The following is a 12,100-nucleotide window of genomic DNA, read 5'->3' as shown; positions in this document are numbered from 1 at the left end:
CGCCGCTGCCGAAGAGGCGCTTCCAGTCGCGGAGATTCCACTGCGAGATGCCCAGTTCGCGGGCGAGCTGGGTGGCACTGCGGCCGGTCTCGAGCAAGGCGACGGCGTCGCGCTTGAATTGTTCGTCGTATTGCCTGCGCTTGGCCGGATTGGAGATGGGGCGCAGCGGATCTTTCGGATTCATCGGTTCTGGGAAGTTACCCTACTTCCCGTGTCCTCACTTTCGAGGAAAGATCACCGAAGGTTATTAGCGTGCCTCCTCGCACCCCTTCAGGGTGCCAATCTGCGCCATATTCGAACCCAAGGTTGCGCTGCGCTTACCTTGGGCTTTCTCCTTGTCGCCCCTTTGGGGCTCTAGATCACGAAAACAAGCATCGCTCCTTGTGTTTCCGCAAAGCTGAGCGGGGTTTTCATCACCTGATTTTCACAAGCCGGAAGTTGAAAAATTTCGTGGGATAGGATGACATGTCGGGCGCTGCCGATTTCGTATCATCAGCTGTAACTTATCCTACGACCATGCGCCCCATTGCCGTCTTGTTGGCGGGCCTTAGTATCCACGGTGCCACCGCCGCACCTCGTCTCCACGTCTCAACAGCGTCACTGACGCCGGAGAGCACGATCGAACTCGTACTGGACCGCGCGGCTGCTCCCGCGGACCGGATCGGACAAGAAGCGAAAACGCCCTGGCTGGACATCCAGCCGGCATGGGCGGGAAGCACCCACTGGAAGGAGGCGAACGTGCTGGAATTCCGTCCCGCCACGGCTCCCGTGCTGGGGACGACCTATACTTTCAAGCTGAAGGGCAAGCACCAGCACCTCGACGGCACAGCGGTGCCGAACGAGGATCTCGGGAAAGTTCCGAGCGAGCCCTTCCAAGTCGACTACGCTACCCTGTTAGAGCGCTACGACGGCAACTGGTCGCCACGCACGGCGGCCTTCTTCCTGCGCTTCAACGGCGACGTGGTGCCGGAGAAAGCGGCACCCTTCCTCTTTTTCGAGGCGGATGGCGGCAAGCGTGTGGCGGCGAAAACCGAGCGCGCCACCTTCGGCCGGCTCAAGCAGCCGGGCTTTCTCGGGTTTTCATGGAGCGAGCGTTTCGCCAAGCGCGGGCTGGCCGAGCCACCGCAGCGCGAGCTGAAGCCGGAGCTGGAGCTGCCGAACGGCCTGGTGGTGACGCCGCTGCAGGCGCTGCCGGAAGGAAAGAACTGGCGGCTCTCGATGCTGAACGGCCTGCCGGATGCCAGCGGCAAGGCGAAGTTCGGCGCGGATGCGGTGCGGCACATCGGCAACGTGGACCCGCTGACTATCGAATCGTTGAGCGCGGTGACGATCGCTGACGAACCGCGGAAGATCGTAGCGGACTTCAATGTGAAGCTGCCGGTCGATCTCTCGCCGGACCTGGTCAAGATCACCCCGCTGCCGAAGGACTTCCGGATCGAGGTGAGGAATGACGAGCTTCACCTGCTCGGGGATTTCTCGGAAGAGGCGGCATGGACCGTGCAACTCGCGGGAGAGCTGGCCTCGATCGACGGCCGTGCCCTCGGCCAGCCGGTGTCCAAGGAATTGCGCTTCGAGGCGCTGCCCGCCGAGCTCGCGCTGCCGAGCCAGGATGAGAGCCAGCTGGCCTCCGGAACCCGCAAGTACCGCGTGCAAACCGTGAACCTGGAGAAGGTGCGCGTGCGGGTGAAGAAGCTGGAGGGCGCGGAGCTGATCCGCGCGCAGCAAGGCTACCGCCACTACACCGGCACCGGCCCGAACGGCGAGTACCTGAAGCCGACGCACCTGGTCCCCTACGAAATGATGGGCGGCACGACCGTGGCCGATCTGGAGATCACGCTGGGCAATCCACTGGATACCACGCAGCCGCTGATCCTGGACTGGGACAAGGTGCTGGGCGGCGATGCCAAGCCGTGGGAATTGGGCTTCCCGAAAGACGAGGAAGGTCACAACCCGGTGGCGAAGGCCCCCTCCGCCTTCTTCCTGGAAATCGCCGGCACGCCGAAGGAGGGCGCAGGCGCTCCGGAGGGCGAGACGACCCCGAACTCCGATGAGGAGGAAGAAAGCGAGGTGAAGACTCCGGTGGTGCAGGCCCTGATCCAGCTCACGGACATCGGCCTGGCATGGAAGGTCATCGATGGCGAGGCACGCGTGTTCGCCTTCTCCTGCCTGACGGGCAAGCCGCTGGCGGATGTGGAACTGACCACCTACGGCGAAGACGCCAAGGAGCTGCAGAAGGCCAAGACCGGTGCGGATGGCATGGCCAGCCTGCCCCGCGAGGCTGCGGCACGCCATCTCCACGCGGTGCTGGGCACGGACCGCTACTCGATCGCCTACGATACGGCTCTGCCGACCGTGGGACTGTGGCGCTTCCCGGTGCGCTACTCCTGGGAAACGACTCCGGTAGAATTCCGCAAGGTCTTCCTCTTTACCGACCGCTCGCTCTATCGTCCCGGTGAAACCGTTCACCTGAAGGGCATCGTGCGTCGCCAGAATGGCAATGCGATCATCGCCCAGCCGCAGGCCCACGCGGACCTCGTGGTGCTGGACCCGACGAACAAGGAGATCGTGCGCCGTGCGGTGACGCTCTCGGCGAGCGGCAGCTTCGATGCGGACATCGAACTACCACCGGAGAAGACCGGCTTCCACCGCATCCGCCTGGAGTATCCGGAAGAACTGGCAAATCTGGAGGACGAGGAAGACTGGTCGAAGCGCGAGCAGATCCAGGCGAACGCCGCCTTCGAGCTGCCGCTGCGCGTCGAGGAATTCCGCCGCAATGCCTTCGAGCTCGCGCACACGCTGGATCAACCGGCCCCGGGTGCGAAGGAAGTCTCCCTGCTGCTGAAAGCGGGCTACTACCAAGGCCAGCCGGTGGCAAAGGGAAAGGTGGAGACCTTCACCCACGTGCAGGAAACGAACTTCTACCCGGAGAAATTCCGCGACTACCTCTTCGGTGATCACCGGACGCAGGACTTCGGCTACTGGTACCACTATTTCGGCTACCGCTGGGACGACGACTACGGCTCGCGCCGCTCCAACAACGAATCCGGCAAGGCCGAACTGGCGGAAGACGGCACGGCAAAGGTCACGGCGAAGCTTCCGGATGCGGAATTCCCGATGACCCGCGAGGTGACGCTCTCCACCGAGGTGACCGATGCGAACCAGCAATCTCTGAACAAGAGCACCGAAACCACGGTGCACCCGTCCTCCGTATACGTGGGGATCGGCCGCATCGACAAGCTGGTGCGGGTGGGTGACTGCCTGCCGCTGCAGATCGTGGCAGTAGATACCAAGGGCGAGGCCTTCGCCGGCGACCTCACGGTCGAGGCGAAGCACTCCCGCGAGGTGAACGACCAGGTGCGCATGTCCGACGGCAACGGGGGCAGCGCGGTGCGCAACGAGGCGCGCCGCGAGGACCTCTCCACCACGCAGCTCAACCTGAGCGGCGGCAAGGGCACGGAATTCCTCTTCGCCCCGCAGCAGCCGGGCCTGCACCAGGTCGAGCTGCGCGGCAAGGATGCGGAAGGCCGCGAGTTTGCCACCGTGGCCTCGATCCACGTTTACGGCGGCGACGAGTATCCCTGGGCCTACGAGGACGGGATGCGGATCAAGCTGGTGGCGGAGAAGAAGCTCTACAAACCGGGTGAAACCGCCCGGGTGCTGGTGCTCTCCCCGATCGAAGGCACGGCCCTGGTGACCGTGGAACGCGAGAAGGTGTTGCGCTCCTTCATGGTCGACCTGAAGGCGGACAAGCCGGTTCTCGATATCCCGGTGGGTGATGCGGATGCGCCGAATGCCTTCGTCTCCGTGCTGGTGATCAAGGGTGCGCAAGACAGCGCGCGGCAGTTCAAGGAGCCGCAGCTCCGGCTGGGCTACTGCGAGCTAATGGTGGAGAACGTCCGCGACCGTCTGGCCGTGAATCTGGAAGTGCCGAAGGACAGCGTTCTGCCCGGGCAGAAGGTAGACTTCAGCGGCACGGTGAAGCTGGCGGACGGCAGCCCGGCAGCAGGTGCCGAGGTGACGCTGTATGCCGAGGATGAAGGCACGCTGGCGGTGATGGGCTACGAGACGCCGAACCCGATGGCGTGGTTCTACGATCCGCGCGAGCTGCGGGTGAACTGCGGCACCACGCTGGATCGCTTCCTGGCGGAATCGCCGGAAGAGCAGAGCTTCTTCAACAAGGGCTTCTTCGTGGGCGGTGGCGATGGCGACTTGTCCGCGCTGGCGGATCGGGCGCGGAAGGACTTCGACCCCTGTGCGGGATGGGCTCCGAGCCTGACGGTGGATGCGAACGGGAAATTCAGCGCGAACTTCACGATGCCGGACACCCTGACGCGCTACCGCGTGATCGCGGTAGCCCATCATGGCGAGGCGAAGTTCGGCCACAGCCAAGCGGATGTGACGGTGAACAAGCCGCTGATGATCGAGCCGCAGGCCCCGCGCTTCGCAAACGAGGGCGACTCGCTCAAGGTGCAGGCGCTGGTCCAGAACGCCTCCGGTTTCAAGGGAACCTGGAAGATCACCTTCAACCCGAGCCCGGCGGCTTCGGATCCGATCGCCACGCTGGTGGGTGCGGAGACCGAGAAGACCCTGACCCTGGACTCCGGTGGCTCCGCCACGGTGATGTTCCCGGTGAAATTCGAGAACACGGGTGAAGCCGTGCTGACGTGGAAAGCGGAGCCGGTCTCGCTGGAAGGCGTGGAGATGACGCCGGTGATCGCGAGCAAGCACCGCGACCAGGTCGAGGCGCGCTTCCAAGTGACCTACCCGGTGCCGCTGCTGCGCCAGGCGAAGTCGGTGAAGCTGGGTGCCAATGGTGCCGACCTGCTGAAGGACTTCGACCCGGATCTGCTGAAGGGCCGCGGTCAGGTGGAGCTGGAGTTCTCGCGCTCGCTGCTGATGGATGCGGCAGGTTCGGTGGACTACCTGCTGAGCTATCCCTACGGCTGCGTGGAGCAGACGACCTCCTCGATGATGCCATGGCTAGCGGTCGAGCAACTGCGCGGTGTGGTGCCTTCCTTCGCGAAGTATCCGCCGGCCAAGGTGCAAGCGGCGCTGCAGAGCGGGGTGAACCGCCTGCTGAGCATGCAACAGCCGGAGGGTGGCTTCACCTACTGGCCGGGAGCACGCGAGTCGGTGCCGTGGGCCTCCGCCTATGCGGGGCTGGGACTGCTGCTCGCGAAGGAAGCCGGTGCGGATGTGCCGGAAGCCTCGATCGCCTCGCTCTGCAACCATCTGGAAGCGGGCCTGCGCGGGATCGGCAACGGGGCGACGCCCTATGAGCTGGAAACCGCCTGCCGTGCGGCATGGGTGCTGGGCATCGCCGGGCGCGAGCCGGGTGCCTACGTCAACACGCTGAAGGATCGCATGGCCGACCTGAACAACCGGGCACGCTGCTATCTGGCGCTGGCCCTGCAAGCGGCGGATGACGAGGCCGGTGCCGTGGCGATCCTGCGCGACAAGACGAAGTTCCGCCTGAAGGACGACACCTGGATGCCATGGGAAGCGGATCGCGCGATGGAGCTGCTGGCATGGTCGGCACTCGATGCAGAATCGATGGAAGCGGGCAACGCGCTGGAGAAGCTGGTGCGCGACCGCAATCCCTACGGCCACTGGAACACGACCTGGGTGAACGCCTGGTCCCTGCTGGCGCTGGCCACCTACGCGGAGAATCACGACGAGTCCGAGGCATCCACGGTGACGCTGACGACCGCCGAGGGTCCGAAGACGATCGTGCTGAAAGCCGGGGATCCGGCGGTCTCGATGGAGTTTGCGCTGAGCCCGGACCTGAAGCTCTCCGCCACCTCCGACAAGATGTCCTACCTGCGCGTGAAGCTGGCCTCCAAGCCGGACATCGTGCCGCAGATCCCGGTGTCCAAGGACGGGATGGAGATCACCCGCTTCTACGAGAAGGTGAAGCCGGACGGCACCAGCGAACCGCTGGCGGAACCGAAGCCGGGCGATCTGGTGCGGGTGACGCTGGAAGTGCTGCTGCCGCAGCGGGAATCGCGCTATCTGGTGGTGGAAGACCGCCTGCCCGCAATCTTCGAGGCGGTGAACAACGACTTCTCCAGCCAAGCGGCGCACGGCAACGCGGGCCGGACCTCGGAGAACGACTGGGCTGTCTCGCACAGCGAGCTGCGTTCCGATCGCGCGCTGTTCTTCTACGACAGCGTCTGGGGCGGCACGCGCAAGAAGATCACCTACCTCGCGCGCTGCACGATGGAGGGCAAGGCCGTGGCCCCGCCGGCCAAAGCGGAATCGATGTATGATCCGAACAACACGGCGCTCTCAGCGTCGCGTGAGTTCTAAGGTCCCGGGGGAGCGCGGGCCGAGGTCCGCGCTCCCTTTTCTTCTCAACCATCCAAGCGGACTGAAGTCCGCGCTCACGGAACGATGACGGCAAGCCGCCGCTGGTATCGACGCAAGCGCATCCTGCTCCCGGGAGTGGGGCTGGCTGCGGGTCTGTTCTCTTGGTTCGCGCTGCCGCGTTGTTTCGAGCTGCCGCAATCGCTGATGGAGAATCCGGCGGGCTCGCCGGTTCTGTTAGATCGGAACGGCGCGCCGCTGCATCATCTGGTGCTGCCGGACTTCACGCGAAGTTCGCCGGTATCGCTGCAGGAGATTCCGCGGGATCTGGTGGACTGCACGCTGGCGGCAGAGGACCGGCGTTTCCGTTCGCACGGCGGGGTGGATCTGCTGGCGACGCTGCGAGCGGCGAAGGATGCGGCGCTGCACCGGCGGGCGGTTTCCGGTGCATCCACGATCACGCAGCAACTGATCAAGCTGGCCTCCCCTCCGGCGCCGAGAAATCTCAAGACGAAGCTGCGCGAAGCGATGCTGGCGCGGCACCTGGAGATGAGGTGGAGCAAGGACGAAATCCTGATCGCCTACCTGAACCGGCTTCCCTACGGGAACCATCGTAGCGGACCGGCGGAGGCGGCCCGCTTCTACTTTCAAAAGCCGCTGACGGATCTTTCGCTGGCGGAGAACGCGCTGCTGGCGGGACTGCCTCAGGCACCCAGCCGGTTGAACCCGATCAAGCATCCGCAGCGAGCGCTGCAACGCCGCGAGGTGGTACTGCAGCGGCTCTCGAACCAGGAGGGCAAGGACCCGGCCCGCATCGCTTCGGCAAGGGCGGAGACCCTGCGCCTGAGGCCGCTACCGGAGAATCCGGTGGCACCCTGGCTGCCGAACACGCTCGGAACTTGGGGCCACGGCGATGATCCGCGCTGCACGATCGAGCGCGGCTTGCAGGCCGAAGTGGAAACGATCGTAAAGGAGGAGCTGGCCAAGCTATCCGGCTCGAACCTCAAGCATGCCGCGGTGGTGGTGCTGGACAATCGCAGCCGCGAGATCCTGGCGCTGGTCTCATCCGGCAACTGGCGCGACCCGAAGGGCGGGCAAATCAACGGGGCGCTCACGCCGCGCTCGCCGGGATCGACCTTGAAGCCATTCACCTGGCTGCTGGCCTTCGAGAAGGGCGGGCTGCATCCGGCATCGATCGTGGCGGATATCCCAACGCGCTTCCGAACCGAGCAGGGATTGGACGCGCCGGAGAACTTCGACCGCAGCTTCCGTGGTCCGGTGAGTGTCCGCGAGGCACTGGCGTGTTCGCTGAATGTTCCGGCGATGCGTGCCCTGAACGAGATCGGCGGGCCGCGGCCGCTGCACGAGCTGCTGCTCTCGCTCGGGCTGGAGAGCATCGGCCAAGACTTCCGCTCCTACGGGCTGGGGCTTACCCTCGGTAATGCACCGGTGCGCTTGCTGGACCTGACCAATGCCTACGCCACGCTCGCGAGCGAAGGTGTGCACCGCCCTCCCCTGCTCTTCCCGGCCGAACCTTGCGAGGCAAACAATCTGTTAGATCCGGGCTCGGCTTATCTGATTGCCGACATCCTCTCCGATGCAGAGGCGCGGGCGGCCTCCTTCGGTCGTCGCGGGCCGATGGAGCTGCCTTTCCGCTGTGCCGCGAAGACGGGCACTTCCTCGGATTTCCGGGACAACTGGTGCGTGGGATACACCGCCGAGTTCACCGTGGGGGTATGGGCCGGGAACTTCGACAACTCGCCGATGAAGAATCTCTCCGGCGTGGCGGGGGCCGGGCCGATCTTCCATCGCACGATGGTGCGGATGCACCGCGATCATCCGTCGCAATGGCTGGAGAAGCCAGAGGGGCTGGTGGAGATCAAGGTCGATCCGCGGACCGGCAAGCGCATGGAGACGGGAATGAGCAGCTTGGTCCCCGCGGATCGCCTCCCAATGTTTGCAGCAAACACGGATCGGGATGCGGAGGGAAAGATCCTGCTGGATGCCTCCTACTCGGAGTGGCTGGCATCGGAACACAACCGGAGACGATCGGACTTCACGCTGGCGAAGGATCAGCCCTCGGAGATTCCACTGAGAATTCTCGCGCCACGCATGGGCACGAGATATCTGTTAGATCCCGAGCTTCCGAACGGCGGCTTGCTCCACCTTGCCAGCAACCTGCCGGGCGAGGTGGAATGGTCGAGTAGCACCCTGGCGCTGCGGGAGGGGAAGCCGGAGCCAGTCGCTAAGCTGAAGCCGGGCAAGCACGTGCTGATCGCGACCGACAAGAGGAATGGCGAGAAGCAGGAGGTGGAGATCGTGGTGGAGGAGCGGTAGCGTTCCGGAGAAAGAAAAAGCCGCAGGACCAAATGGCCCTGCGGCTTCGCAGCCGAACCGATCCGGATGCGCCCGGGGGTTGGGGTGAATGTTCGCTTACCAGTGAAGCTTCGCGCCGACGATGGCGTTGAAGCCCGGCTCGTTCTGGCCGGAGCCGTGGTTGCGGTAGTCCTCGTTGGTGATGTTCTCCACGCCCGCGGTGAGGTCGAGGTGGTCGGTGGCCTTCCAGCCGCCGTGAAGCATGTAGGTGATGTAGTTCGGCGTGCCGCCGGACGGGATGCGCTGGTTGTCGGCGCGGTCGGAGGCGCTCAGGCGATTCTCTTCAGCAGCGGCCAGCACGCGGCCTTCGATCCAGAAGACCTCGGCGGGCGAGGTCCAACGCAGCGCGACGGAACCGGTGAGCGGAAGCAGGCGCGAACCCGGCTCATCCACCAGCGGGCCACCGACGAAGGCACTCGTCTCAGTACGGCCGTCCTGCCAAGCTCCGAAGCCCGAGAGCGTCCACTGCGGGTGGAAGCGCCAGGCACCTTCCAGCTCCACGCCGTAGACGTAGCCGTCGCGGCCGTTCGTGGCCACCGTGGTGGCGCTGCCCGAGCTGACCGGCACGCCGACGATGAGATCGTCCACGTCGGTATAGAAGGCGGCAAAGTTCAGCGAGGTGTTCTCCGTGGCGTGACGGGTTCCGAGCTCGTAGGTGATGTACTCTTCCGGCTCCACGTCCACCGAACCGGTGGCGGCCACGCCCGAGCGGGCGGTGAGGTTGCCGGAAAGGTCATCCAGGTTCGGGGCACGGAAGGCCTGCGAGGCACCGCCGTAGATGCTCCAGCAATCGTTCAGGTGATAGATGCCGCGCAGCGAGCCGACGACATGATCCCAATCGCGGTCCGCACCATATTGGTCGGTGCCGGCGGCGGCATCCCAGTAGCGGCCCAGCTCGGCATTCGCGTAGGTGTAGCGGGCACCGGCGGTCAGCTCGAACTGATCGACGGGCTTGAACACATACTGGGTGAAGGCGCCGAAGAGCTCGTAGGTCGAGTCATCCGCGATCGGGCGGGTGGCGCGATCGTAGGCGAGCGGAGGCGCAGCGCGACGACGATAGCCTTCCGACTCGGTGGTATCGCGGTAGTAGTCGACGCCGTACACGAGGTCGCCGGGGCCGAGGGGAGACTCAAGGGTCAGGTCGAAGCCGACCGTGTCGATCTCCGCGATCTGGTAGCGGCGGTCGGTGGGGGTGCGGTACTGCGCCTCCGAGTCGCGGGTGGTCTGGTAGGAAACGGTGGCATTCCAGCGCTTGATGAAGGCACTGTCCTCGTTCTCCTGCTCCACGCGGATGTAGGTGAGCGAGCGCTCCTGATCGTAAGTGCGAGCCAGCCAAGTGCCGGGCTGCGCGACGTGACCGCCATGCTGCCAGCCGGGATTGAAGACGGTGGAGTGCCAGCGCGAGATCGCATCCTGATTCACCTGCTGGTGGACGAGGGTGAGCGTGGTCTGCGCGTTCAGCGCCATATCAAAGCGGAAATCCAGGTCCTGCTCCGGGTAGCCGGTATTCCTCATCAGGCCGACGGCGGAGTCGCGGATATCACCGTAGTCCTTCGCGGTGACGCCGAACATGACGCCGTACTGGCCGCCGATGCCGAAGGAACTCTCGATGCGGCCGATGTGCGAATCATCGCCATTGCTGCGATACTCGTAATAGGCCGCGCCGTGGGTGAAGAACTCGCCCTCGGTCTCGTTCCGGAAGTTCGAGGACTTGGTGAAAACGTTCATGGTGCCGCCGATGGCATCCGACCCGTAGGGGACGGATCCCTGGCTCTTCACCAGTTCGATGTGATCGATCGAATACGGATCAATGGTGTTCCAATATTGGACCGGGCCGCTGCGCCAAGCGGAGTTGTTGATGCGGACGCCATCGACCATCAGGAGTTTCTGGCGACCGGTGAAACCGCGGACATAGGGCGAGCCGTGGCCATTGGCGGTCTTCTGGACAAGCACGCCGGGGGTGAACTGAAGTGCCTCCGGCAGGGTCCGGCGCTTGTTCTCCTCGATGTACTTCGAGTCGAGCTCCGCGATGGTGTAGGGCACGTCCTTTTCAGCCGTTTCCGAGCGGCCGGCCGTGACGATAATCGGATTCAGGGCATCCTGGGCCTGTGCCACCAAGGGCAGCAACGGCAAGAGGAGGATTTTATTCATGGGTAGGGCCGGAACGTCCCACCCGTTTAAATCTTAGAGAAAAATTCTCAGTGCTCCGTCGGCATCGAGGCATGGCGCTCGCTACCGGACTGGAGTTCCCGTAGCACCGCGGTTTCCCGCTTGGTCATCTTGTAGGGCCCGGCGACATCCACAGGCTGGGTCGTGCCGCGCCGGGTGCGGCAGGAATAGGCTGACATGGAGTCCAGATAATACAGGATCATGTACTGCCGGTCCTCGCTCGAGGTTTCTGCGATGAAATCCGGCAGGCCTTCCTCCGTAAGGAATCCGCGCAGCGTGGGGTGCGCGGCGGACTGGTAGACCAGCCGACGGTGGCCGAGGGTTTCCGGCGCATCCCGCACCAGCATGATCCGGTCCTGCGCGGCCCTCTCCGAGCGACCGACCTCCTCCTCGAAGGGGGTGCAGGCGGTAAGCAGGAGCGGCGCGAGCAGCAGCGATCTCATGGTGAATCCAATACGGCGGGAATCAGGTTGGGATTGCTTTGCCGGTCCTTTTCGATCCGCCGCTGCAACGCTGGCACGTTCGGACGGTTTGCCTCGGATTCAATGAAAAATGCGGTCTCGAGGGGGACGAGGAATTCCACCGCGGAATTCACCCCCACCAGCTGGCCATGGGCATCCACCACGGCGCCGCCGCTATCGCCCGGCTCCAGCGGGATGTCGTGCTTGAAGCGGGTGCCGTTCTTCTTGCCCGGCGGGATGCCGGTCACGAGCTTGCCCGGCTCGCTGCGGAAGCCGGTGGCGATACCGGAGTGGATGACCGGCGTGCCCGCGGGCAACCAGCGGTCCGGCGAACTCCAAGTGTAGTAGCGCGGGGTGGCGACCGGGATATGCAGCAGCGCCAGATCGGTGGACGCGGAGCGCCAGACAATCCGCGCCTTGGTCGCCCGCAGGGCACCCTGCTGGCCGTGGACCACGAAGATATTCCGGCCCGAGGAGCGCGAGAGCACGTGATCCGCGGTGATGAAGTAGCCATCCGGGGAGATCGGCACCGCCGAGCCGCCATCGGCGTCATCAGGGCCGTGTCCCTGCGTGAAGCGGCTCTCCACCCAGGGAGAAAGCTCGTCCTTCCCCGAGATCACCACGGCGGTGAGCCGTGCCGCAGCCTGCCGGAGCACGGCGCGCCCGGGCACCTCGGTGTCCGGTGCGGGTGCCGGCGGTGTGACGGTGCACCCGCTAAAGAGAGCTGCCGCGAAGGCGGCGGTGATCAGGCGGGTGAGGAGTCGCATCCGGAGGAAATGAAGCAAAAG

General features: G+C 64.8%; 6 protein-coding genes. 2 read left to right on the top strand and 4 right to left on the bottom strand.

Going from position 1 to position 12,100, the window contains the following annotated elements; translation table 11 throughout:
* The coding region (locus OJ996_RS08175) for a transposase (protein ID WP_264513051.1) at positions 1 to 184 on the bottom strand (184 nt) is incomplete at its 3' end.
* 332 nt (positions 185 to 516) lie between these two features.
* On the opposite strand from OJ996_RS08175, the gene OJ996_RS08170 reads away from it, so the two are divergent.
* Entirely contained in the window at positions 517 to 6,309 is a 5,793-nt protein-coding gene (locus tag OJ996_RS08170; RefSeq protein ID WP_264513050.1) for an alpha-2-macroglobulin family protein, read from the top strand.
* 84 nt (positions 6,310 to 6,393) lie between these two features.
* On the top strand, positions 6,394 to 8,643 hold the full coding sequence (gene pbpC / locus OJ996_RS08165) for a penicillin-binding protein 1C (protein WP_264513049.1): 2,250 nt from the start codon (positions 6,394 to 6,396) through the stop codon (positions 8,641 to 8,643).
* Positions 8,644 to 8,739: 96 nt separating this feature from the next.
* Here pbpC and OJ996_RS08160 read toward each other — a convergent pair whose 3' ends face one another.
* The 3 genes from OJ996_RS08160 to OJ996_RS08150 are packed head-to-tail and all read right to left on the bottom strand — an operon-like array spanning position 8,740 to position 12,079.
* Positions 8,740 to 10,833: a TonB-dependent receptor gene (locus OJ996_RS08160; RefSeq protein ID WP_264513048.1), complete on the bottom strand. Its 2,094-nt coding sequence runs from the start codon at positions 10,831 to 10,833 to the stop codon at positions 8,740 to 8,742.
* Positions 10,834 to 10,880: 47 nt separating this feature from the next.
* Positions 10,881 to 11,294: a hypothetical protein gene (locus OJ996_RS08155; protein ID WP_264513047.1), complete on the bottom strand. Its 414-nt coding sequence runs from the start codon at positions 11,292 to 11,294 to the stop codon at positions 10,881 to 10,883.
* The gene (locus tag OJ996_RS08150; RefSeq protein ID WP_264513046.1) at positions 11,291 to 12,079 is read right to left on the bottom strand and encodes a S1 family peptidase; all 789 of its coding nucleotides are present in this window, start codon (positions 12,077 to 12,079) and stop codon (positions 11,291 to 11,293) included. Before OJ996_RS08150 ends, OJ996_RS08155 begins: the two co-directional genes overlap by 4 nt.
* Between the last annotated feature and the right edge of the window lie 21 nt (positions 12,080 to 12,100).

This window comes from Luteolibacter rhizosphaerae (assembly GCF_025950095.1).
GTDB lineage: Bacteria > Verrucomicrobiota > Verrucomicrobiia > Verrucomicrobiales > Akkermansiaceae > Haloferula > Haloferula rhizosphaerae.
Note: the sequence above shows the minus strand (reverse complement) of the source record. Positions and strands in the feature narration are given on the sequence as shown.